Raw genomic sequence first — 21,589 nt, forward strand, 5'->3', positions numbered from 1 at the left:
ATTCTTGGAAGGCCTCCCCACGGTGTGGGGAGGCCTTCATCCATTCCGCCGTGCGCCGGACGTCAGGCTGATGCCGCCGCTCGCGCCGCGACGAGATCCGCGTGATGGATGGCTGCGACGTCGGGGTGCGCGCGCAGCCGGGACTTCAGCGCGTTCTCGCCGTAGAGGGCGTGGATCGGGTTCGACGGATCCTGTGTGACTCCGCGCGCCTGCGCCGCGAGCTCGTCGGGCAGCTCGATGAGCGGCAGGCGCTTGTCGAGCGCCGGGTTGAAGAAGAACGGCACCGAGATGCGGTCGTCGGGGTAGCGCGGCGAGATCACGCGGTGCTTCGTCGCGATGAGGTAGCCCTGCGTCGCGTACTCGAGGAGCTCGCCGATGTTCACGACGAACGCTCCGGGCACCGGGGGAGCGTCGACCCATTCCCCGTCGCGCTCGACCTGGAGGCCCCCCTTGCCGGGCTCGACCCACAGCAGTGTCAGGACGCCCGAGTCCTTGTGGGCGCCGACTCCCTGCTGGGGCGTCGGATCCTCCTTGCCGGGGTACCGGACGATCTTGATGAGCGTCGACGGCTCGCCGAAGTGCTCGTCGAAGTAGTTCTCGGGTGCGCCGAGCGAGAGCGCCCAGGCGCGCAGCAGCTTGCGCGCGACACCCGACAGGTGGTCGTGCCACTCCGAGACGACCTCGCGCAGCTCAGGCTGCGCCTGCGGCCACAGGTTCGGCCCCACCAGGCGCGCGAAGTCCGGTGCCTGCGGGTCGGTGACCGCGTCGCGCTCGGGACCGATGTCGATCTGCTCGCGCCAGTCGACCTTGCCCTGCGTGCGCTCGCCGCCCACGCGCGTGTAGCCGCGGAAGTGAGGGCTGTTGACGTTCTCGATGGCGAGCTTGTCGGCCTCGGGGAGGGCGAAGAAGTCGCGTGCGGCCTGGTGCAGCCGGGCTTCGAGCTCGGGCGAGACGCCCGTGCCGGTCAGGTAGAAGAACCCGACGTCGTGCGTCGCGGCGCGCAGGTCGTCGCGGAACCGCGCGGCCGCCGCCGGCCCCGCGTCGAGCCGGGAGAGGTCGAGGATCGGCAGGTTCAGGTCGGTCATGAGGCGAGGGTAGGCGGATGCCGCGGCATCCGCCCGTTTGTTGCGAACGGTTAAGCGGGGGCCGCGCGGACGCTGCCGCGCGACCCCCGTGGCCGTCATGACCGGGCGAAGAACGCGCGGATGTCGCCGACGACGAGCTCGGGGACCTCGAGCGCGGCGAAGTGCCCGCCCCGCTCGAAGCGGCTCCAGTGCACGATGTTCGAGTTGTCGCGCTCGGCGAAGACCTTGATGGTCTGGAAGTCGTCCTTGAACACCGCGACGCCGGTGCGGGCGTCGCTCACGCGGGGCTCGGCATCCGCCAGCGCGTTCTCGCGGTACGCGCGGCTCATGCCGGCAGACGCGTTGGCGAACCACGCGACGCTGACCTCGGTGAGGATCGTGTCCAGCGGCACCAGCGAGGTGCCGTTGCCGAACGAGTTGAACAGCTCGGCGTACGCGAGGTGGCCGACGGGGGAGTCCGACAGGGCGGCGGCGATCGTCTGCGGACGCGACGCGTTCATCGTGTTGTACGCGCCCACCGACTGGAACCACTGCATGTGCTCGAGGCCGGCGTAGTCCTGCGGCTCGAGCTTCTCGAACTCGGCGGGGTCGCCCGAGGGGAACGAGAACAGCTGCAGCACGTGCAGCCCGAGGAAGCCCTCGGGGGCGAGCAGCCCCAGCTCGCGCGCGACCATCGCGCCGTTGTCGCTGCCGTGGATCCCGTAGGAGTCGTAGCCGAGCCGGCGCATCAGCGCGTCGTACGCGGCGGCGACGCGGGCGGTGGTCCACCCGGACTCGGCGACCGGCTGGCTGAACCCGAAGCCGGGCGCGTCTGGCACGACCACGTCGAACGCGTCCTCGGCCCGCCCGCCGTGGGCGACCGGGTCCACGAGCGGGCCGATCATGTCGAGGTAGTCGACGAACGAGCCCGGGTAGGTGTGGGCCAGGAGCAGCGGCGTCGCGCCCTCGTGTGGCGAGCGGACGTGCAGGAAGTGGATCGTCTGCCCGTCGATCTCGGTCGTGAAGTGCGGGTGCTCGTTCATCCGCGCCTCGGCGGCGCGCCAGTCGAAGCCGTCGCGCCAGCGGGCGACCGCCTCGGCGAGGTAGGTGTTCGGGGTGCCCGACTCCCAGTCTTCGGACGGCGCGGGCTGGGGGAGGCGGGTGCGGGCGAGACGGTCGGCGAGGTCGTCGAGGGCGGACTGGGGGACGTCGACGCGGAACGGACGGATGACGGCGGTGTCTGCGGTTGCGGTGTTCATGTCTTCGACGCTACGGTCTAAACAGGCAGGTTTTCTTCCTGATAAACGAACTCTTCACGAAAGCGCGAGATGGCGGACACCTCGGCGCGGATGCTGGCGCTCCTGGCTCTGCTGCAGTCGCGCCCGCGATGGCCCGGGCCGGAGCTGGCGGCCCGCCTGGACGTTTCGGTGCGCACCATCCGCACCGACATCGAGCGCCTGCGATCGCTGGGCTATCCGGTGGAGGCGGAGCGGGGGCGTGCAGGGTCGTACCGGCTCGCGGCCGGTGGCAAACTCCCGCCGCTGCTGCTCGACGACGAGGAGGCGGTGGCGGTGGCGATCGGCCTGCGCGTCACGCGCGGTGTCGCCGGCGTCGACGAGGCCGGCGCACGCGCGCTCGCGAAGCTGCTGCAGGTGCTGCCGGAGCGGCTGCGCCCCACCGTCGACGCGGTCGCCGCGACGATCGACAGCGGGCCGGAGAACATCGGCACCGACGCCCCCGACCCCGAGGTCGATCCGCGCGTGCTCAGCGCCGTGGCGCAGGCCGTGCACGCCGGCGAGTGGCTGCGCTTCGACGACCGCGGAGTCCCGCGCCGCGTCGAGCCGTACCGGCTGCTCAGCTGGCAGCGTCGCTGGTACCTCGTCGCCCGTGATGCCGACAGCGAGGAATGGGAGACCTTCCGGCTGGACTGGATCCAGCCGCGCATGCCCACCCGGCGCCGTTTCGAGCCGCAGCAGGTGCCGGGCGGCGACTTCACGGCGTTCGCGCTGCGCTCGATCGCGGCGGGCGGCTGGAACGTCCACGCCCGGCTGCGCATCGCCGCGCCGGCCGAGCGGGTGATCGCGCGCATCAACCCGACCGTCGGGGTGGTCGAGGCGGTCGACCACGACACCTCGGTGCTCGTCACCGGCGCCGACAGCCTCGAGACGATCGCGGCCTACATCGGCATGCTCGGCATGGACTTCACCGTCGACTCGCCCGTCGAACTGATCCCGCACCTGCAGCTGCTCGCCGAGCGATACGGTCGCGCGATCGCACCCTGACCCCGGCGGAGAGGGGATGCCGCGGCCCCGGCTGTCCGGTTTTCTCCGGCCCGTTCGAATGGACAATCCGCCGTCGGGTGGGTAACTTCGAAGGTAAGGCTCACCTTACGTTGGACCGTGCCTGACGGGCGGCGGGAAGCCGAGGTGCAACGAAGCGCCGTGTCATCCGCACGAACTTGGGAACCCCGTTGCTCGCCACCTTCCTCATCGGCCTGCGTGAAGGCCTCGAAGCCGCGCTCGTCGTCGGCATCCTCGTCGCCTACGTCACCCGCCTCGGCAGACGCGATGTCCTGCCGCGCCTGTGGGCCGGCATCGGCCTGGCCGTCGCCCTCGCGGTCGCGATCGGCGCGATCCTCACCTTCGGCTCGTACACGATGACCTTCGAGGGGCAGGAGATCCTCGGCGGCACGCTGTCGCTGGTGACCGTCGCGATGGTTACCTGGATGATCTTCTGGATGCAGCGCACCGCGCGCACCCTCAAGCGCTCGCTCGAAGGGGGCCTCGACCGCGCGCTCGCCGCCGGCAGCCTGTGGGCGCTCGTCGCGATCGGGTTCGTCTCGGTCGCCCGCGAAGGCGTCGAGACGACGCTCCTGCTGTGGTCGATGGTGCAGTCCTTCGGCGATGCGCCCGCCGCGCTGGCCGGTGCCCTGCTCGGTCTCGGAGCCGCCGTCGTGCTCGGCTGGCTGCTCGCCCGCGGGATGCTGCGGCTCGACCTGCGTCGCTTCTTCACGTGGACCGGTGCGTTCCTGATCATCGTCGCGGCCGGCGTGCTCGCCTACGGCATCCTCGACCTGCAGGAGGCGGGCGTCCTCCCCGGCCCGTTCACCGACGCCGCCCCCATCGACCCCGTCACCGGCGCCGTCGCCGTCGGCTGGGCTGCGTTCCCCTTCGGGTGGGCCTTCGACGTCACCGCCGCCATCCCGCCCGGGTCCGTGCTCGCGACCGTCCTGCAGGCCACCGTCGGCTTCATGCCCCGCATGTCGTGGATCCAGGTCGTCGCGTGGGTGCTCTACGTCGTGATCGTCGGCATCGTGTGGGCGCGCGGACAGTTCGCGCCGCGCAAGCCCGCGTCCGCGGCATCCGCTGCTCCCGCCGTCTCCACCCCCTCCGATGTCGAGGCGGCGGTCGCCGCTGCCTCGCCCCGTACGTCCACCACGCCCTCGCAAGGAGAAGCATGACCGTCCGCCGCCTCATCCCGGCTCTCGCTGTCGCCGGCCTCGGCGCCCTCGTCCTGTCCGGTTGCGTCGCCAAGAGCGACGTCGCCACGTCGGACGCGCTCACCGTCTCGTCGACGGGCTCGGCCTGCGAGGTCTCGGGCGACTCGGCCGCCAGCGGCACGCTGACGTTCTCGGTGAGCAACGACGGTGACGACGTGACCGAGTTCTACCTGCTCGCCGACGACGGCCTGCGGATCGTGGGCGAGGTCGAGAACATCGCGCCGGGCGCGTCGCGCACCCTCACCGTCGTCGCGCAGCCGGGCGACTACTTCACGGTCTGCAAGCCGGGCATGGTCGGTGACGGGATCGGCCGCGCGGCCTTCACCGTGACCGGCGATGCCGTGGAGCTGACCGGTGAGGACGCCGAGCAGAAGCAGCAGGCCGTCGACCTGTACGCCGCGTTCGTGAAGGACCAGGTCGGCCAGCTGGTCCCTGCCGTCTCCGGCTTCGTCGCCGCGTACGAGTCGGGAGACGACGAGACCGCGCGCACGCAGTTCCCGCAGGTGCGCGCCTACTACGAGCGCATCGAGCCGGTGGCCGAGGCGCTGGGCGACCTCGACCCGCGCATCGACTTCCGCGAGGTCGACGCGGTGGCCGACGGACTGGACTGGACCGGGTTCCACCGCATCGAGAAGGACCTGTGGGTCCCCGCCGCGGACGCGCTCAACGCCGACGGCGAGACTCCGGCCTGGCAGGACTGGGCGCCGTCCACGACCGACGAGCGCGCCGCCTACGGCGACCAGCTGATCGCCGACGTGCAGGAGCTGTACGACTACGTCCACTCGGACGAGTTCCAGGAGAACCTCGACGCGCAGGGCATCGCCGGGATCTCCAACGGCGCCATCGCGCTGCTGGACGAGGTCGCCACCGGCAAGATCCAGGGCGAGGAGGACTGGTGGTCGCACACCGACCTCTCCGACTTCGCCGCCAACGTCGAGGGCTCGAAGATGGCCGCTTCGCTGGTGCGCGACTTCGCGGTGGCGCAGGGCGACGAGGGCGAGGCCCTGGCCGATCGGATCGACGCCGGGTACGCGGACCTCGAAGCGGCCCTCGCCCAGTACGGTTCGCTCGAGGCGGGCTTCGTGCCGTACACCGATCTCGACGACGCCCAGAAGCGCGAGCTCACCGACCTCATCAACGCCCTGGCCGAGCCGCTCGCGCAGCTCACGGACACCGTCCTCGCGTGACCGGAACGGAGGACGGCGGGGCGCCCGCGAACGTCGAGGCTCCCGCAGCCGCGGCGGGGCTGTCGCGCCGCGGCGTGCTCGGGCTGGCGCTCGGGGCAGGGGCGGCGGGTCTCGCACTCGGCGCCGGCGCGGGCGCGGCGGCAGGCGTGGCGGTCGGGCGCGCGCGTGAGCGGGATGCCGTGGCATCCGCCTTCGACTTCTACGGCACACATCAGGCGGGCATCACGACCCCGGTGCAGGACCACCTGCACTTCGCGTCGTTCGACATGATGGCCCGCACCGATCGCGACGACCTCATGACGCTGCTGCAGGACTGGAGCTACGCGGCGGCGCGCATGACGCGAGGCCTCGACGTCAGCGCCACCGGCGCCGTCGGCGGATCGCCCGAGGCGCCGCCGGACGACACCGGCGAGGCCCTCGGGCTCCCCGCCAGCGGCCTGACGATCACCATCGGCTTCGGCCCGACCCTGTTCGAGAACGAGGACGGCGACCGCTACGGCATCGCCGCCCGGCGGCCGGCTCGGCTCGAGAAGCTGCCGGCGTTCCTGGGCGACGACCTCGACCCCGCGCGCTCGGGCGGCGACCTGTTCGTGCAGGCGTGCGCCGACGACCCGCAGGTCGCCGTCCACGCGGTGCGCAACCTCAGCCGCATCGCGTTCGGCCGGGCGCGGCTGCGGTGGTCGCAGCTCGGGTTCGGGCGCACCTCGCGCACCACAGCCGCGCAGGCCACCCCCCGAAACCTCTTCGGGTTCAAGGACGGCACGGCGAACATCCTGGCCACCGACACCGCGGCCCTCGACGAGAACGTGTGGGTGGGGGCCTCCGACGAGCCCGCGTGGATGGCCGGCGGGTCGTACCTGGTCGCGCGCAAGATCGCCATGCTGATCGAGACGTGGGACCGCGTGCGCCTGTCGGAGCAGGAGTCGATCATCGGCCGCTCCAAGGGGGAGGGCGCACCGCTGTCCGGCGGGGACGAGTTCGCCGAGCCCGACTTCGACGCGACCGGCAAGGGCGGCGAACCGGCGATCCCGGTCACCAGCCACGTGCGCCTGGCGCATCCCGAGCTCAACGGCGGCATCCGGATCCTCCGCCGCGGCTACAACTACGTCGACGGCAACAACGACCTCGGACGCATGGACGCCGGACTGTTCTTCCTGTCGTACCAGCGCTCGCCCGAGCAGTTCGTGACGCTGCAGCGGTCGCTCTCGACCGACACCATGAACGAGTACATCCGCCACGTCGGATCGGGCCTGTGGGCCGTGCCCGCCGGCGCCGCACCGGGCTCGTACGTCGGCGCGCCGCTGTTCGCCTGAGCCGGCCGCGGCTCAGCCGTTCTGGCGCGGATCGGGGCGCGGCGTGCGCGGCTTCTCCCGCGGCCGCCGCGAACCGGTGGGGTCGCTCCGGCGCCCCTCGCGGCCGGCGAGCGTGGGGTCGGCGAACAGCCAGGCCGGGCGCGGTTCGACCAGCGGGCGGAACAGCCACCGCACCGGCCTGGTCGCAAGCCCCAGCGCGATGACCACCGACAGCACGATCACCAGCGGCAGCCAGAACCAGGTCGGCTCCGCGTTGCGCAGCAGGCCGTTCTCGCGGAACGGGTAGAGCACGAACGAGTGCAGCAGGTAGACGTACATCGTGTAGCGCCCGAAGTGCGTCCACCAGTGGGAGCCGCGCGGAACGAGCGCGAAGAAGGCCGCCGACAGCACCACGGCCACCAGCATGAGCGCCAGGCGCACCCCGCCCGCCCACCACTGCGTTCCGCCGATCGCCGCGTAGTTCTCGTCGTAGAACAGCCACTCGCGCAGGTTCATGGCGCGCCAGTCGTCGACGAAGAACCACGCCGCCCAGGCGGCCACGGCGAACAGGCCGACGCCTCCCGCGGTCACCCACCAGGGGCGACGGTCGAGCAGGCGCAGGCGCGCCACCACGTCGTGCTGGCGCAGCCACCAGCCCAGCGTGAAGAACGGCAGCAGGCCCAGGGTGCGCGACAGCGAGAAGGTCGAGTCGATGTTGGGCAGGTACCCGGCGCCGATCGAGATCGCGATCGTCCACAGCAGCGGCCAGCGCAGCAGCGCGAGGTAGGGGAGCACGAGGCGGAAGATGCCGAGGGCGAGCAGGAACCACAGCGTCCACGACGGCTCGGTGAGGTTCGGGTTCGCGCTGCCCTCGACGAGCCACTTCGTGAGCGTCCACAGCCCTTCGAAGATGACGTACGGCACCAGGATGTCCGTGATCACGCGCGCCATCTGAGTCTTGGTCGGCGCATCGGACTTGGAGAAGTATCCCGAGATCACGGCGAACGCCGGCATGTGGAACGCGTAGACGACGAGATACAGGCTGAGTGCGATGTCGGAGTCGTACGTCAGTCGCTGCACCGCGTGCCCGAGCACGACGAACACGATGCACGCGAAGCGCGCGTTGTCCCAGAACGGGGTGCGGCGCGGCGGACGGGGGATCGATCCCGTCCGGGGCGCGCGCGTGGGTGCGGCGGGGCTTCCGGTCATGTCCTTCTCCTCCCGGGAGCGATGACCAGACTATCCGGACACGGCGCGACGCCCCCGCCTTGACACTGAGTCCCACGGTGGCTGAGTCTGAGTACGAGCGGGCGAAGATGCACGCAGGAGGAGACGCACGATGACGGATGCCGCGACCGAGCATCGCCCGGGTGACCCGGCCGCAGATGCGCCCCGCGCGACGGTGGGTTCCGGCGTCGTGCAGGGTGTGCGCGAGAACGGGATCGACCGCTTCCTCGGCATCCCGTACGCGGCGCCGCCGGTGGGCGAGCGCCGCTTCCGCGCGCCGCAGCCGGCCGCGCCGTGGACGGGCGTGCGAGCTGCCTCCGCCTTCGGGGCGACGGCGCCGCAGGCGCCCTACGGGGGCGGCCTCGAGAAGTACCTGCCGACCGTCTCGATCCCCGGCGACGACATCCTCACCGTCAACGTCTGGACGCCCGCGGACCGCACGCCGGACACCGCGCTGCCGGTGCTGGTGTTCGTGCACGGCGGCGCGCTGGCGCGAGGCTCCGCGGCGCTGCCGGCGTACGACGGGGCCGCATTCGCCCGTCACGGCATCGTCTACGTCTCGGTGCAGTACCGGCTCGGGCAGGAGGGCTTCGGCGTGCTCGACGGTGTGCCGCACAACCTCGGCGTGCTCGACCAGGAGGCGGCGCTGCGGTGGGTGCGTCGCGAGATCGCCGCGTTCGGCGGCGACCCGCAGCGGGTGACGGCGATGGGTCACTCGGCGGGCGCCAACACGCTGACCGCACTGCTCGCACTCCCGCATGCCCGCGAGCTGTTCGATCGCGCGATCCTGCAGAGCGGTCCGCTGGTGGCCCAGCCTCCGAAGAAGGCCGGCCGGATGACGCGCGAGATCGCCAAGCGGCGGGGCGTCGCCGCGACCGGGGACGGCTTCGCGGGGGTCGCCGCGGCCGACCTCGTCGCGACGCAGACCGCCGTCGCCGCGGGTGGGTCGCCGCTCGGCGGCGGGCCGTCGGTCGCCCTCGCGATCGGGGGAGACGCGGTGCCCCGCAATCCGCTCGACGCGCTCCTGGACGACGCCGGGCGCGGCATCCCGGTGCTGATCGGCTCGACGAGCGAGGAGTACCGGCTGTGGTTCGTGCCGACCGGGGCGATCGCGAAGATCCGCTGGTCCACGGTCGCCGTGGCGCGCCTGGCCGCCCGCGTCCCTGCCCGCATCGTGCGCGCCCACCGCGCACGGCGCCCCGACGCGCTGCCGGGCGAGGTGCTCGGCGAGATCGTCGGCGACATACTGCTGCGCGCCCCGATCACCCGCTTCGCGGACGCGCGGACGGATGCCGCATCGCCGACGTGGGTGTACGAGTTCCGCTGGCGGAGCCCCGTAGGCGGGCTCGGCGCCGCGCACGCGATGGAACTGGGCTTCGTCTTCGACGATCTGACCTCGGCCGATTCGGTGGCCCTCGGCGGACCGGACGGGCCGCAGCGCCTCGCCGACGCGATGCATGGCGCATGGGTGTCGTTCGTGATCGACGGCGATCCGGGATGGGAGCCGTGGTCCTCCCGGCGCCCGGTGCAGGCCTTCGACGCGGACGGCGGCCACATCGACTACGCGCCGCGTCAGGACGAGCTCGCCGGCCTTCCGGAGGGGTAGTCTCGCAGGCGCGATGACGACGATCGACGACGCGCTGGAGCGCGACCAGGCCATCCCCGACTTCGACTGGCACGTCTTCCCGGACGGCACCGAGCACGATGTGTTCCCGGCCCCCAGCGGTGGACTCGCCCGCGTGCGTCTGGGCGACCCCGCTGCGCCGCGGGTCGTGCTGGTGCCCGGTGTCGCGGGTTCGAAGGAGGACTTCGTCCTACTGCTGCCTCTGCTGGCGGCGGCCGGGTACCGCGTGGAGGCGTTCGACATCTCGGGGCACTACGAGTCGGTCGACGCGGGCCCGCAGCACCTGGATCCGCCGCGTGAGCACTACGACTACGACCTGTTCGTGGACGATCTGGTCGCCGTGCTCGAGGACGGCGGTCCGGCGCACGTGCTCGGCTACAGCTTCGCGGCGCTGGTCACCGAGCTGGCCCTGGTCGCCCGCCCCGATCTGTTCCTGAGCCTCACGCTCATGTCGGCGCCGCCGGCGACAGGCCAGGTGTTCCGCGGCGTCAAGCACATCGGGCCGATCTCCGACATGTCACCGCACCGCGCGGCAGGTCTCATCCTGTGGGGCATCCGCTACAACCTCAACCGCACCCCGCCGGGCCGCATCGCCTTCGTGCGCGAACGGCTCGGCGTGACCGGGCGTGCCTGCATCGACGACGTCGTCGGGCTCATGATGACCACGCCCGACTTCGCCGACGCGGTGGCGGCCGTCGACATCCCCAAGCTCATCGCCGTCGGCGACCAGGACCTCTGGCCGCAGCCGCAGCACGACGCCTACGCCGTCCGCATCGGCGCCCGCGTCGCGACGTATCCCACCGGGCATGCCCCGTGCGAGACCGCGCCGCACCAGCTCGCGCGCGACATGCTGGCGCTGTTCGCCGACGCACGGCGATGAGCGGATGCCGAGGCCAACGGCATCCGTTCCGTCATCCGTGCACGCGACCCGGGAATAGTCTTGGTGCGCACGCGTTGCACGAGATACATTCATTTGCATAGATTCGTCCGCGACGGAGAACCCGCACGGCGAACGGAGCCCTCAACCAGGGGAAGCGGAGAAGGATCGTGAGCGAGAGCACCACGTGGTCGGGAATGCAGTTCGGCATCTTCACGGTGAGCGACATCACCGAGGACCCGACGAACGGCACCACGCCCAGTGAGGCGGAGAAGATCCGCAATGCCGTGACCATCGCCAAGCACGCCGAAGAGGTCGGGCTCGACGTCTTCGCGATCGGGGAGCACCACAACCCGCCGTTCTGGTCGTCGTCGCCGACGACGACGCTCGCCTACATCGCCGGTCAGACCGAGCGGCTCATCCTCTCGACCGCCACCACGCTCATCACCACGAACGACCCGGTGAAGATCGCCGAGGACTACGCGATGCTGCAGCACGTGTCCGGCGGTCGCATGGACCTCATGCTGGGCCGCGGCAACACCGGCCCCGTGTACCCGTGGTTCGGCAAGGACATCCGTCAGGGCCTGCCGCTGTCGATCGAGAGCTACAACCTGCTGCACCGCCTGTGGCGTGAGGACGTCGTCGACTGGGAGGGACAGTTCCGCACCCCGCTGCAGGGCTTCACGTCGACCCCGCGTCCCCTGGACGGCGTCGCGCCGTTCGTGTGGCACGGCTCGATCCGCACTCCCGAGATCGCCGAGCAGGCGGCCTACTACGGCGACGGCTTCTTCGCGAACAACATCTTCTGGCCCAAGGAGCACTACCAGCGCCTGATCCAGCTGTACCGCCAGCGGTACGCGCACTACGGCCACGGCACGCCCGAGCAGGCGATCGTCGGCCTCGGCGGCCAGGTGTTCATGGCCGCGAAGTCGCAGGATGCCGTGAACCGGTTCCGGCCGTACTTCGACAACGCGCCGGTCTACGGCCACGGGCCGTCGCTGGAGGACTTCAGCGAGATGACCCCGCTGACCGTCGGCTCGCCGCAGCAGGTCATCGACCGGTATGCCGCGATGCGCGAGACCTTCGGCGACTACCAGCGCCAGCTGTTCCTCATCGACCACGCCGGCCTGCCGCTGAAGACCGTGCTCGAGCAGCTCGACATCCTGGGCGGCGAGGTCGTGCCCGTGCTCCGCAAGGAGCTGCAGAAGAACCGCCCGGCCGAGGTGCCGGATGCCCCCACCCACGCCGGTCTCGTGAAGGCGGCGTACGGCGACGGCCCCGCCCGTCAGGCCGTGCCCGGTGCGAACCGCGGCGACAACCTGACCGCCGGGTCGCCTTACCAGGATGCGCCCGCACCCGCGGGTGCGGCGTTCGGCCTGGGCCGGAAGGAGGCCTGAGATGACCACGGCATCGCCCCGCCGCATCGCGGTGATCTCGTCCGGACTGTCCAATCCGTCCTCGACGCGCATGCTCGCCGACAGGCTGGCCGCCGCGACCGCGAAGCAGCTCTCCGAACGCGGCATCGAGATCGAGGTCGACGTGTTCGAGCTGCGCGACTACGCGCACGACATCACCAACAACCTGCTCACCGGGTTCGCGCCGCCGGCGCTCGAGTCGATGGTGAACGCGGTCGTCTCGGCCGACGCGATCATCGCGGTGACCCCGATCTTCTCCACGAGCTACTCCGGGCTGTTCAAGTCGTTCATCGACGTGCTCGACCCCGACGCGCTCACCGGCAAGCCGGTGCTGATCGGCGCGAACGCGGGGACCGCCCGCCACTCGTTGGCGATCGACTACGCGATCCGGCCGCTGTTCACCTACCTGCACGCCGAGCCGGTCTCGACCGGGGTGTTCGCGGCGTCCAGCGACTGGGGTGCCACCGCCGACAGCGTGGCCCCGCTCGGGGAGCGCGTCGAGCGCGGCGCCCGCGAGCTGGCGGAGGCGATCGCACGGCGCGAGCCGGCGAAGGACAGCGACCCGTTCGATCCGGCCAACTACCTCGGCGAGGGCCGCTCCTTCGGTCATCTGCTCGGCGGGCTCGCGGGGGAGTAGCCCCGCACCTCACCCGAGATATACGTCCTCCGGTGCGCGGAGGGGGCGCCAGGCGCCCTCTCCGCGCACTGTCGGCTGCGGCAGCACGTCGGCCTCGACCAGTGCGCCGAGGTCGACCCCCGCGATCGTCTCGATGTCGCCGATGGGCACCTGGAACGTGCGGAAGCCCCCGAGCGGCGGCACGGCGAGGGAGCCGTCGCTCACGTCGATGAGGGACGACTGGTCCAGCACGAAGCCGGCTGCCGCGAGCACGGGCGGCCGCGCGGGTGACGGGTCGCCCGGCGCGGGCGGCGGCATCCTGTTGTCCTCCCTCGCCCACGCGGCGACCTTGAAGAAGCGGCGGGGGACCTGGATGCCGCGATACGGCGGATCGTCGTCGGCCAGGACGGGTGCGGTGAACACGCTGATGCGCTGGTCCGTCGCGTCCGCGTAGGCGAGAACGTGGTCCTCCAGCCCGAGCCACAGCTGCGGGGACTGGTTGAACCCGCTCGCCTGCGGTGCCGCGTTGGGGTAGACGAAGGTCGCCTCGCTGCCACGCCGCGCCTGTGCCTCGGTGCCCCACCCGGGATCGCGGCGACGCACGAGATGCCCGCGGTCGAGGTCGTTGTCGGCGTAGACGACCGGACCGGCCTGCTCCGCGGCCGGGACGCGCGCATCCAGGCGCCATCGTCCGGTGCGGGGCAGGTCGAGCAGCGCGGCGCCGTCGATGTTGACGCCGGTCATGAGGGCGAGCCTGCGCTGCGGCTGCAGCAGCACCGAGAACCGCGGGTAGGCGAGCCTGTGCACCGGCTGCCCTTCCGCCGGCCCCGGAAGGGGGAGCGGGATGCCGAGGAAGCCGTCGTCGTATCCGCCCGCTGTCGCCTCTGTCACGCGTCCATCCTGGCGCTCGTCGGCGACATCGCGCAGGTGTCGTCACCGGCCGCCCGTCGATCGCGGATCGCCCAGCCGGCGGGCGAGCACCGCGTCGACCGCCAGCCCCAGGCCGATCGCGAGCGCGACCGACACCACCACCGCCACCACCGGGCCGCCGGGAAGGAGGGCGGCCACGAGCGCACCGATGAGCGCCTGGTAGAGCGCCCACGCGAGGGCGGCGAGCCCAGCGACCGCGAGGTAGCGCGGTGCGGCGAGCCGGGTGGCGCCCGCGGTGAGGTTCACGGCGAGGCGGGCGAACGGGATGAAGCGGGCCGTGAACAGCACCAGCGCGGCCCGGCGCTCCAGCCGCAGCCGCGCCCACGTGAACGCGGCCTGCGCGCGCTGCGCCCGCATCCACCGCCACCGCTGCAGGCCGATGGTGCGGCCGAGCAGGTAGCAGGCGGCATCGCCGGACAGTGCGGCGGCCGCGGCGACGAGCACGATCGCCGCGAGCGAAGGCTCGCCCTGCGAGACCGCGAGCGCGCCCAGCGCGGTCACGGCCGCCTCGCCGGGCAGCACCACGAGGAACGCGTCGCCCAGCACGAGCGCGAACAGCAGCGGCAGTGCCCATGCGCTCTGCGCCACTGCGGTGAGCAGGTCCTCGACCACGCTCTCCTTGGTAGCGACCGGCGGTGAACGGCGACGGAACGGGGCACGTCCGGTGACCTGACGTCGTGCATCGGGTGAACTCTTCCGGCGACCGGCCGATTCGCGGCATCCGGTCGCTCCCGGCCCGTCACGCTGGGAGGGTGAGAGTCGCGCTGCTCGCCGAATCGTTCCTGCCCCACATGAACGGGGTGACGGGGTCGGTCCTCCACGTCCTGCGTCACCTCGCCGCCGAAGGTCACGAGACCCTCGTGATCGCCCCGCGCGCGGGGGAGATCACGGCGGACCTGCACGGCGCCCGCACCGAGCTGCTGCGCTCGGTGCCGCTGCCGTCGTACCCCGACGTGCGCGTCGTGTTCGCCCGTGCGGCGCGCCTGACCGCGATCCTGCGCGACTTCCGTCCGGACGTCGTGCACCTCGCCTCGCCGTTCGTGCTCGGCTGGAAGGGGCTCGCCGCCGCCGACGCGCTGCACACCCCGACGGTGGCCGTGTACCAGACCGACGTCATCGCGTATGCCGAGAAGTACGGGATGCCGCAGGCCTCCGCCCTCGTCGGGCGCCACGTCGCCCGCCTGCACCGACGTGCCACGCTGACCCTCGCGCCGTCGACGGCGTCGCTGCGCCAGCTCGACGAGCTCGGCGTGGACCGCCTGCGCCGCTGGGGCCGAGGCGTCGACACGGCCCGCTTCGGCCCGGAGCGGCGCAGCGAGGCGTGGCGGGCCGACATCGCCCCGGGGGAGAAGGTCGTCGGGTACGTCGGCCGGCTCGCTCCAGAGAAGCAGGTCGAGGATCTGGGTGCGCTCGCCGGGCTCGACGGCACCCGCCTCGTGATCGTCGGCGACGGACCGGCGCGTCCCGCGCTCCAGAAGGCGCTCCCGGACGCCGTGTTCACAGGCCATCTCAGCGGCCCGGCGCTCGCCGAGGCGCTGGCGAGCTTCGACGTGTTCGTCCACCCCGGCGAGAGCGAGACGTTCGGGCAGACGATCCAGGAGGCGCTGGCCAGCGGCGTGCCGGTCGTCGCGACGGGTACGGGCGGCCCGGTCGACCTGGTGCGCTCGAGCATCGACGGCTGGCTCTACCGCCCCGGCGACCTGCGCGACCTGCGCGCCCGTGTCGCGGATCTCGTCGGCGACGACGGCAAGCGGCGTGCCTTCGCCGCCGCCGCACGCGAGTCGGTGCGCGATCGCACGTGGGATGCGGTGTGCCGGCGGCTGGTCGGCCACTACGAGGAGGCGCGGATGCTGCGCCCCATCGACGACGCGCTGCTGCAGCGCGCTGCGACCCGGCCGGCCGTGCCTGCGGCAGCGCCGCGGCGGGGGTGGTCGCGCTACGTCGCGCTGGGGGACTCGATCACCGAGGGACTCTGCGACGCGTCGCGCATGCCGTCGGGGGAGTACCGGGGGTGGGCGGACCGGCTCGCGTCGCTGCTCGCCCATGCCGGCGGCACGGGCTCGACGTTCCGGTACGCGAACCTCGCTGAGCGCAGCCGCCGGGTCCGGCACCTCGTCGAGGAGCAGGTGCCCCGGGCGCTCGCCCTGCGTCCGCAGCTGGTGTCGATCCTCATCGGCGCCAACGACCTCGTGGGCCGCGCTGCGGATCCGTTCGCGCTCGCCGGCGACGTCGAGGGGGCCGTCCGCACGCTGCGGCATGCCGGCATCGACGTGCTGCTGGTGACGCCGTTCCTGCCGCGCCGGCGGGCGGCGATGCTGTTCGCCCGGCGCTTCGCCGCGTTCGCCTCGGAGCTGCGACGGATCGCGGCGCAGACGGACGCCGTGCTGCTGGACCTCGAGGCGCTGCCCGCGATCGGCGACCTGGACCTGTGGGCCGACGACAAGGTGCACCTGCGCCCCCGCGGCCACCGGTTCCTGGCCTACCGCGCCGCCGAGGCCCTGGGCGTGCCGGACGCCGAAGCGGTCGGCGACCTGGACGCCTCCCTCCACGCCGACGGAGATCCGGTCGCGTCGGGCTCGTGGCTGCGCCGCGACGCGCTCCCGTGGGTGTGGCGGCGGCTGCGCGGACGCACCGCCGGCGACGGCCTGGCCGCCAAGCACGTCGACTACGTGCTCATCGGCGGCCACGGCGACGTGCGCACAGCGGTCGACGCCGGCTGAGGCATCCGCTCAGTCGTCGGCGGTGATGGTGCGCCGAGCGAGCAGCGCCGCCACGAAGAAGCACAGCGCGCCCAGCGCCGTGCCGAGGTTCGCCCAGCGCTCGTTGGCGAGGTCGCCCGTCGACGGCAGCACGTAGGCGCCGACGGCCGAGATGCCGAAGGCGATCGATCCCAGCAGGTTCAGCCCGGTCCCGTGCCACGTGCGGGCATCCCGGTCCCACAGCTGCCCGCGGTCCTTCGTCGCCAGCACCGCGAGGACGCTCGAGACGAGGAAGGCGGCCGATCCCCAGGCGTCGGGGCGCCAGCCGACCCCCACCTTGTCGGGCGCGGCGATCGCGGCCGCGAGGGCGAACCCGGTCGAGAGGTTGAACAGGAGCGTGCCGGCGAACTGGATCGCCGCGGCCCACCAGTCGACGCGGTCCGGACGGTTCATGCGCGCATGCGGCGTGCGCCGCCCGCTGAGCGCGAGCTGGATGAATCCCGCGGCGGTGAAGAACAGCGAGCCGACGAAGAAGGTCAGATTCGTGACGACCGCGCCGGTCCACTCCGCGTACGACGGCAGGGCACCGACGAAGAACAGCACCGAGCCGACCGCGAACCCCCACGACTCGCGCCGCAGCCGCCGCACCCGTGTGGTCGCGGGATCCGCCGGGCCGTGCGCGGTCATCGGACGACGTCCGCATCGATCGCCGGGTGAGGGGGCATGCGTCCTCCGTTGCAGGTCCGTCGTCGGTGGGGCACTGCGGACCGGCCGCTCCGGCAGATCCCGTAGGCGCGACACTATTCCCTCGGGGTCGGACTCGTCACCCTCGCGCGCCGAGTCCGCCGCCGGGGCGAGGACGGATGCCGCGTCCCGCGCCCGCGTCAGAGCCGGCCGGACTGCGAGCCCCAGCCGTACTCGGACTCCGGGCGTCCGCGCGTGCCGTAGCGGGCGGTGCGCTGGACGCGCCCGGCGGCCACCAGGTGCTCGAGGTAACGCCGCGCGGCGACCCGCGACATCCCCAGCCGGTCCGCGGCCTCGGCCGCCGAGACGGGCCCTCGCTCCCGCACCTCGTCGCTGATGCGGGCGAGCGTGTCGGGCGAGAGCCCCTTCGGCAGCGCGACCGGCGCCGCGGGTCGCAGCGCGCCCAGGAGGGCGTCGATCTCGGCCTGCGTCGGCGCACCGGCCGCCTCGGCCGCGCGCCGGCGGAACTCGCGGTACTGCTCGAGCCGATCGCGGAACACCGCGAACGTGAACGGCTTCACAAGGTACTGCGCCACGCCGAGCGAGACCATCTGCCGCACCACGTCGGCGTCGCGCACCCCCGTGATCGCGATGACGTCCACCGCCGCACCGCGCGCCCGCACGTGCCGCAGCACGTCCAGGCCCGTCCCGTCGGGCATCGTGACGTCCAGCAGCATCAGGTCGATCTCGTCGCCGCGGTCGAGCACCGCGTCGATGGCCGCCCGTGCCCCGGTGCACTCGGCGACCGCAACGAACCCGTCGAGCCGGTCGAGGTAGTCGCGGTGCAGCTCGAGGGTGAGGGCGTCGTCGTCGACGAGGAGCACGCGGATCATGCCGGCCTCGCGGGCAGGGTCACCACGAACACCGTCGGGTCGTCCCGCAGCTCGATGTCGCCGTCCGCGCTGGCCACGATCAAGCGGACCAGCGCGAGACCCACGCCGCGCCCTTCGGAGCCGGAGGGCTTCGTCGAGAAGCCGTGCTCGTAGATCCGCTCCCGCAGCGCAGCGGCAACCCCGGTCCCGCTGTCCGAGACCTCGATGCGCAGCGCCGCGGGGGAGGCATCCGTCGCGGCGAACACCACGCGGACCCACCGCGGCGCTCGGGCGGAGGCCGCGGCATCCATCGCGTTGTCGATGAGGTTGCCGACCACCGACACCGCGTCGACGGGGGAGAGCACGCTGCGCGGAGCGTCGGGAGAGATCTCGGCCGTCCACTCGATGCCGCGTTCGCGGGCCTGCGCCGCCTTGCCGAGCAGCAGTGCACCGACCGTGGGATCGCCACCCCGGCGGGCTGACACCTGGTCGACGAGCTCCTGGCTCTGCCGCGACGTCTCGGTGAGGATCTCGATCGCCTCGCGCGTGCGCCCCAGCTCGAGCAGCGACACCGCCGTGTGCATGCGATTGCCGTGCTCGTGCGTCTGCGCGCGCAGCGCCTCGCCCAGCGTGCGCACCGACTCGTACGACGCGACCGCGTCGCGGATCGTCCCGGCGGGCAGGTCGCCGGCGACACGTCGCGTCGTGCGGCGAGCCAGCCACGCGCCCACCAGTCCCGCCGCGAGCAGCGCGAGGGCGATCGACACCACGAAGGGCAGCCGCGGCAGGATCTTGCCCCAGATGCTCCCGAGCGTCACGCCGACCGACACCCACCCCGCCGTCCGGCCGCCCACCGTCACCGGGACGATCGTGCGCACCGACGGTCCGAGCGTCCCGGTGAACTCCTCGGTGACGACGGTCGGCGTCGCGGGGATCGTGCCCAGATAGTGGCGGCCGATCTCGGCGGGATCGCGATGGGTGACACGGATGCCGTCCGGCGTCATGATCGTGACGAAGTCGAGGCCGGTGCCCCTCATGACCTCCTCGGCCAGCGGCTGCAGCCGCTGCGAGGGGTCGGACCCGCCCAGCGCATCGGCGACCTCCGGGAGCGCCGCAAGCGACGTCGCCACGGCGCGCGTCACCTCCTCGGCCTCGCTGCGCTCGGACCGCTCCGCGTCGAGGACGAGCACGGCGGCCAGGGCCGCGACGATCACCGCGGCCGACACGGCGACGACCGCGAACACGCGGGCTGCCGCGCTGCCCTGCTCCGTCCGCGATGACATTGGCTCTCCTCGTCGATGCCGCCGCATCCATCCTCGTCCGTGCACGGCGGGATCGGCGAGACCCGGAGCGCGACCAATACGACCACAAATGGCTCCCGACGCCCGGCGCGCGCACGCTGTGGTCACGCCGCTCGACCGTGCGGCGCACGGACACGACGCCGTTCCGCTCCGCAGGAGGCAATGATGGCTCTCTCGACCCGCACCACTTCGTTCACGCTCCCCGCCTTCAACTGGCGGCGCGGCAAGCACTCGTGGGACAAGCACACCTGGCTCTACGTCGCCGTGATCGTCGCGGTGGCACTCGGCGCGATCGTCGGCCTCGTCTGGCCGGAGGTCGGCGTCGCCCTCAAACCTCTCGGCGAGGGGTTCGTCGCGCTCATCAAGATGATGATCGCGCCGATCATCTTCTGCACGATCGTCGTGGGTGTCGGCTCGATCGCCAAGGCCGCGACCGTCGGCAAGATCGGCGGCCTCGCGCTGCTGTACTTCATGGTGATGTCGACCTTCGCACTCGCGATCGGGCTCGTGGTCGGCAACCTCCTCCACCCGGGCGAGGGCCTGAACATGGCGAACGCGACCTACGAGGCCGCCACCGCCGAGGCCAAGATCACGCAGGAGTTCGTCCTCGGGATCATCCCTGCCACGTTCTTCTCGGCGTTCACCGGCGAGAGCGTGCTGCAGGTGCTGTTCATCGCGCTGCTCGTCGGATTCGCGCTGCAGCAGATGGGGGACAGGGGCGCGCCCATCATGAGCGCGGTCAAGCACCTGCAGGCGCTCGTCTTCCGCATCCTCGGCATGATCCTGTGGCTCGCGCCGATCGGGGCGTTCGGCGCGATCGCCGCTGTCGTGGGCACCACCGGGGTCGCGGCGATCTGGGCGCTGGGCACCCTGATGGTCGCCTTCTACATCACGTGCGTGCTGTTCATCGTGGGCGTCCTCGGCACCCTGCTGTACGTCGTCACCCGCGTGAACGTCTTCCGCCTCATGAAGTACCTAGCACGCGAGTACCTGCTGATCGTCGGGACCTCGTCGTCCGAGTCCGCGCTGCCGCGGCTGATCGCCAAGCTCGAGCACCTGGGCGTGTCGAAGCCGGTCGTCGGCATCACGGTCCCGACCGGGTACTCCTTCAACCTCGACGGCACCGCGATCTACCTGACGATGGCGTCGCTGTTCATCGCCAGCGGCATGGGCGCGCCGATGTCGATCGGCCAGCAGATCGGACTGCTCGTGTTCATGATCATCGCGTCCAAGGGCGCGGCGGGCGTGACCGGCGCGGGCCTGGCAACGCTCGCCGGCGGGCTGCAGGCCTACCGTCCAGACCTCGTCAACGGCGTCGGGGTGATCGTCGGGATCGACCGGTTCATGTCGGAGGGCCGCGCGCTCACGAACTTCACCGGCAACGCCGTCGCCACGGTGCTCATCGGCACCTGGACGAAGCAGTTCGACGCAGCGCGCGCCCGCCGCGTGCTCGCCGGAGAGCTGCCGTTCGACGAGACCACGCTGTCGGGCGACGACCACGACGGCATGTCGGCCGCGAACGACGCGGTCGGGGTGCAGGGGCTCGAAGAGGCCGCGGTGGCCGAAGCCGAGGCCAAGGAGCAGCGGGCACGCGACCACCGCGAGGTGCTCTCGCGCTGAGCCGGACGACGACGGGTGCGGGACGATGCGTCCCGCACCCGTCGTTCAGTCGCCCGGGTCGATCTCGCCGGCCTCGATGGCCGACTCGTGCTCCTCGAGGGCGAGCTCGTCGACCTCCGCCTCGACCGCCTCGAGCGGATCGATCGTCGGAGGCGGGAGTTCGAGCTCCACCTCGTCGTCGATGGGCACGTCCCGCTCGTCGTCGGGGATGCGTTCGCGGAAGTCGCTCATGTCGGTCTCGCGATCACTCCTCGCCGTACGGCGGCAGTTCGTCCTCTTCGATGTCGCCCTCCAGCGGAGCGGCGTCCGCAGAGCCGTCCAGGTCGGGCAGCTCGTCGGCCTCGTCCGAGATCTCGTGGAACGTCGGGTCGAAGACCATGTCGTCCTCCTAGCCGCTCTTGCGGCGGAACTCGCGCTTGGTCATCGCCCCGTGGGTGTTGTGGATCGCCGAATCGGCGTTCATGTGCGACTCTCCCGAGCGCTGGTGAGCGTTCTTCTTCTCGAGGGCCTCCTTGAACTTGCGCTTCATCTCATCGGATGCCGAAGACGCCGGCTTCTCGTCGGTGCTCATGCCCACCACCCTACGGGCGGCCTCCGACGCCCGCCAGAGTGGGGGCATTCCGGCGGCCCGCTGATAGGCTTGTGCAGGTTGCCTTGCGGCATCCGCTCAAATTACATATGA

Annotated in this window: 21 protein-coding genes; 10 read left to right on the forward strand and 11 right to left on the reverse strand. The window is 72.0% G+C overall.

Annotated elements, in window-relative coordinates; all coding sequences use genetic code 11:
- Positions 1-62: 62 nt before the first annotated feature.
- Complete coding sequence (locus tag AC1DDU_RS13795; RefSeq protein ID WP_477435017.1) at positions 63-1,085, reverse strand: isopenicillin N synthase family dioxygenase; 1,023 nt, start codon at positions 1,083-1,085, stop codon at positions 63-65.
- A gap of 95 nt (positions 1,086-1,180) precedes the next feature.
- A complete protein-coding gene (locus AC1DDU_RS13800) occupies positions 1,181-2,323 on the reverse strand; it encodes an epoxide hydrolase family protein (protein WP_477435019.1) in 1,143 nt (380 codons plus the stop codon).
- Positions 2,324-2,392: 69 nt separating this feature from the next.
- On the opposite strand from AC1DDU_RS13800, the gene AC1DDU_RS13805 reads away from it, so the two are divergent.
- The 4 genes from AC1DDU_RS13805 (at position 2,393) to efeB (ending at position 7,063) form a co-directional block, all read left to right on the forward strand.
- A complete protein-coding gene (locus AC1DDU_RS13805) occupies positions 2,393-3,346 on the forward strand; it encodes a helix-turn-helix transcriptional regulator (RefSeq protein WP_477435021.1) in 954 nt (317 codons plus the stop codon).
- Between the two features lie 188 nt (positions 3,347-3,534).
- Positions 3,535-4,524 (forward strand): iron uptake transporter permease EfeU, encoded by a 990-nt coding sequence (efeU, locus tag AC1DDU_RS13810; RefSeq protein ID WP_477435023.1) that lies wholly within the window; start codon positions 3,535-3,537, stop codon positions 4,522-4,524.
- Positions 4,521-5,750 (forward strand): iron uptake system protein EfeO, encoded by a 1,230-nt coding sequence (efeO, locus tag AC1DDU_RS13815; protein ID WP_477435025.1) that lies wholly within the window; start codon positions 4,521-4,523, stop codon positions 5,748-5,750. The genes efeU and efeO overlap by 4 nt, the downstream gene beginning before the upstream one ends.
- Complete coding sequence (efeB, locus tag AC1DDU_RS13820; RefSeq protein WP_477435027.1) at positions 5,747-7,063, forward strand: iron uptake transporter deferrochelatase/peroxidase subunit; 1,317 nt, start codon at positions 5,747-5,749, stop codon at positions 7,061-7,063. Before efeO ends, efeB begins: the two co-directional genes overlap by 4 nt.
- Positions 7,064-7,075: 12 nt before the next feature.
- Here efeB and AC1DDU_RS13825 read toward each other — a convergent pair whose 3' ends face one another.
- Complete coding sequence (locus AC1DDU_RS13825; RefSeq protein WP_477435029.1) at positions 7,076-8,251, reverse strand: acyltransferase family protein; 1,176 nt, start codon at positions 8,249-8,251, stop codon at positions 7,076-7,078.
- A gap of 130 nt (positions 8,252-8,381) precedes the next feature.
- Between AC1DDU_RS13825 and AC1DDU_RS13830 the strand changes: the two genes are divergently transcribed.
- From AC1DDU_RS13830 to AC1DDU_RS13845, 4 genes are all read left to right on the forward strand, one after another.
- Positions 8,382-9,875, forward strand: coding sequence for a carboxylesterase/lipase family protein (locus AC1DDU_RS13830; protein ID WP_477435031.1), 1,494 nt, complete (start codon positions 8,382-8,384; stop codon positions 9,873-9,875).
- 13 nt (positions 9,876-9,888) lie between these two features.
- On the forward strand, positions 9,889-10,773 hold the full coding sequence (locus AC1DDU_RS13835) for an alpha/beta fold hydrolase (RefSeq protein ID WP_477435033.1): 885 nt from the start codon (positions 9,889-9,891) through the stop codon (positions 10,771-10,773).
- 194 nt (positions 10,774-10,967) lie between these two features.
- The gene (locus AC1DDU_RS13840; protein ID WP_477436833.1) at positions 10,968-12,167 is read left to right on the forward strand and encodes an LLM class flavin-dependent oxidoreductase; all 1,200 of its coding nucleotides are present in this window, start codon (positions 10,968-10,970) and stop codon (positions 12,165-12,167) included.
- Position 12,168: 1 nt separating this feature from the next.
- Positions 12,169-12,822 (forward strand): FMN reductase, encoded by a 654-nt coding sequence (locus AC1DDU_RS13845; RefSeq protein WP_477435035.1) that lies wholly within the window; start codon positions 12,169-12,171, stop codon positions 12,820-12,822.
- 9 nt (positions 12,823-12,831) lie between these two features.
- Here the strand turns inward: AC1DDU_RS13845 and AC1DDU_RS13850 are convergent, their stop codons facing one another.
- Both AC1DDU_RS13850 and AC1DDU_RS13855 read right to left on the reverse strand, forming a co-directional pair.
- Complete coding sequence (locus AC1DDU_RS13850; RefSeq protein ID WP_477435037.1) at positions 12,832-13,692, reverse strand: DNA/RNA non-specific endonuclease; 861 nt, start codon at positions 13,690-13,692, stop codon at positions 12,832-12,834.
- A 42-nt stretch (positions 13,693-13,734) separates the two neighbouring features.
- Complete coding sequence (locus AC1DDU_RS13855; RefSeq protein ID WP_477435039.1) at positions 13,735-14,343, reverse strand: DedA family protein; 609 nt, start codon at positions 14,341-14,343, stop codon at positions 13,735-13,737.
- 140 nt (positions 14,344-14,483) lie between these two features.
- Here AC1DDU_RS13855 and AC1DDU_RS13860 point away from each other — a divergent pair, with 140 nt between their 5' ends.
- Complete coding sequence (locus AC1DDU_RS13860; RefSeq protein WP_477435041.1) at positions 14,484-16,451, forward strand: glycosyltransferase; 1,968 nt, start codon at positions 14,484-14,486, stop codon at positions 16,449-16,451.
- 9 nt (positions 16,452-16,460) lie between these two features.
- Here AC1DDU_RS13860 and AC1DDU_RS13865 read toward each other — a convergent pair whose 3' ends face one another.
- The 3 genes from AC1DDU_RS13865 to AC1DDU_RS13875 form a co-directional block, all read right to left on the reverse strand.
- Positions 16,461-17,117, reverse strand: a complete 657-nt coding sequence (locus tag AC1DDU_RS13865) for a hypothetical protein (RefSeq protein WP_477435043.1) — start codon at positions 17,115-17,117, stop codon at positions 16,461-16,463.
- A gap of 197 nt (positions 17,118-17,314) precedes the next feature.
- Complete coding sequence (locus AC1DDU_RS13870) at positions 17,315-18,007, reverse strand: response regulator (protein ID WP_477435045.1); 693 nt, start codon at positions 18,005-18,007, stop codon at positions 17,315-17,317.
- Positions 18,004-19,269, reverse strand: coding sequence for a sensor histidine kinase (locus tag AC1DDU_RS13875; protein ID WP_477435047.1), 1,266 nt, complete (start codon positions 19,267-19,269; stop codon positions 18,004-18,006). Before AC1DDU_RS13875 ends, AC1DDU_RS13870 begins: the two co-directional genes overlap by 4 nt.
- A gap of 183 nt (positions 19,270-19,452) precedes the next feature.
- On the opposite strand from AC1DDU_RS13875, the gene AC1DDU_RS13880 reads away from it, so the two are divergent.
- A complete protein-coding gene (locus AC1DDU_RS13880; RefSeq protein ID WP_477435049.1) occupies positions 19,453-20,907 on the forward strand; it encodes a cation:dicarboxylate symporter family transporter in 1,455 nt (484 codons plus the stop codon).
- Positions 20,908-20,952: 45 nt separating this feature from the next.
- Here the strand turns inward: AC1DDU_RS13880 and AC1DDU_RS13885 are convergent, their stop codons facing one another.
- Genes AC1DDU_RS13885 through AC1DDU_RS13895 form a run of 3 tightly spaced genes read right to left on the reverse strand, consistent with a single transcriptional unit; the run spans position 20,953 to position 21,478 of the window.
- Entirely contained in the window at positions 20,953-21,138 is a 186-nt protein-coding gene (locus tag AC1DDU_RS13885; protein ID WP_477435051.1) for a hypothetical protein, read from the reverse strand.
- A gap of 13 nt (positions 21,139-21,151) precedes the next feature.
- Positions 21,152-21,286, reverse strand: a complete 135-nt coding sequence (locus AC1DDU_RS13890; RefSeq protein ID WP_477435053.1) for a hypothetical protein — start codon at positions 21,284-21,286, stop codon at positions 21,152-21,154.
- 9 nt (positions 21,287-21,295) lie between these two features.
- The gene (locus AC1DDU_RS13895) at positions 21,296-21,478 is read right to left on the reverse strand and encodes a DUF5302 domain-containing protein (RefSeq protein WP_477435055.1); all 183 of its coding nucleotides are present in this window, start codon (positions 21,476-21,478) and stop codon (positions 21,296-21,298) included.
- Positions 21,479-21,589: the final 111 nt, after the last annotated feature.

The sequence above is a fragment of the Microbacterium sp. 05T445 genome (assembly GCF_056395865.1).

What these genes read in the sequence shown, in the direction of transcription:
- AC1DDU_RS13795 (WP_477435017.1), bottom strand. Translation starts at nt 1,085, where the DNA reads ATGACCGACCTGAACCTGCCGATCCTCGACCTCTCCCGGCTCGACGCG.
- AC1DDU_RS13800 (WP_477435019.1), bottom strand. Translation starts at nt 2,323, where the DNA reads ATGAACACCGCAACCGCAGACACCGCCGTCATCCGTCCGTTCCGCGTC.
- AC1DDU_RS13805 (WP_477435021.1), top strand. Translation starts at nt 2,393, where the DNA reads ATGGCGGACACCTCGGCGCGGATGCTGGCGCTCCTGGCTCTGCTGCAG.
- efeO (WP_477435025.1), top strand. Translation starts at nt 4,521, where the DNA reads ATGACCGTCCGCCGCCTCATCCCGGCTCTCGCTGTCGCCGGCCTCGGC.
- AC1DDU_RS13825 (WP_477435029.1), bottom strand. Translation starts at nt 8,251, where the DNA reads ATGACCGGAAGCCCCGCCGCACCCACGCGCGCGCCCCGGACGGGATCG.
- AC1DDU_RS13830 (WP_477435031.1), top strand. Translation starts at nt 8,382, where the DNA reads ATGACGGATGCCGCGACCGAGCATCGCCCGGGTGACCCGGCCGCAGAT.
- AC1DDU_RS13835 (WP_477435033.1), top strand. Translation starts at nt 9,889, where the DNA reads ATGACGACGATCGACGACGCGCTGGAGCGCGACCAGGCCATCCCCGAC.
- AC1DDU_RS13840 (WP_477436833.1), top strand. Translation starts at nt 10,968, where the DNA reads ATGCAGTTCGGCATCTTCACGGTGAGCGACATCACCGAGGACCCGACG.
- AC1DDU_RS13845 (WP_477435035.1), top strand. Translation starts at nt 12,169, where the DNA reads ATGACCACGGCATCGCCCCGCCGCATCGCGGTGATCTCGTCCGGACTG.
- AC1DDU_RS13865 (WP_477435043.1), bottom strand. Translation starts at nt 17,117, where the DNA reads ATGACCGCGCACGGCCCGGCGGATCCCGCGACCACACGGGTGCGGCGG.
- AC1DDU_RS13870 (WP_477435045.1), bottom strand. Translation starts at nt 18,007, where the DNA reads ATGATCCGCGTGCTCCTCGTCGACGACGACGCCCTCACCCTCGAGCTG.
- AC1DDU_RS13875 (WP_477435047.1), bottom strand. Translation starts at nt 19,269, where the DNA reads ATGTCATCGCGGACGGAGCAGGGCAGCGCGGCAGCCCGCGTGTTCGCG.
- AC1DDU_RS13880 (WP_477435049.1), top strand. Translation starts at nt 19,453, where the DNA reads ATGGCTCTCTCGACCCGCACCACTTCGTTCACGCTCCCCGCCTTCAAC.
- AC1DDU_RS13885 (WP_477435051.1), bottom strand. Translation starts at nt 21,138, where the DNA reads ATGAGCGACTTCCGCGAACGCATCCCCGACGACGAGCGGGACGTGCCC.
- AC1DDU_RS13890 (WP_477435053.1), bottom strand. Translation starts at nt 21,286, where the DNA reads ATGGTCTTCGACCCGACGTTCCACGAGATCTCGGACGAGGCCGACGAG.
- AC1DDU_RS13895 (WP_477435055.1), bottom strand. Translation starts at nt 21,478, where the DNA reads ATGAGCACCGACGAGAAGCCGGCGTCTTCGGCATCCGATGAGATGAAG.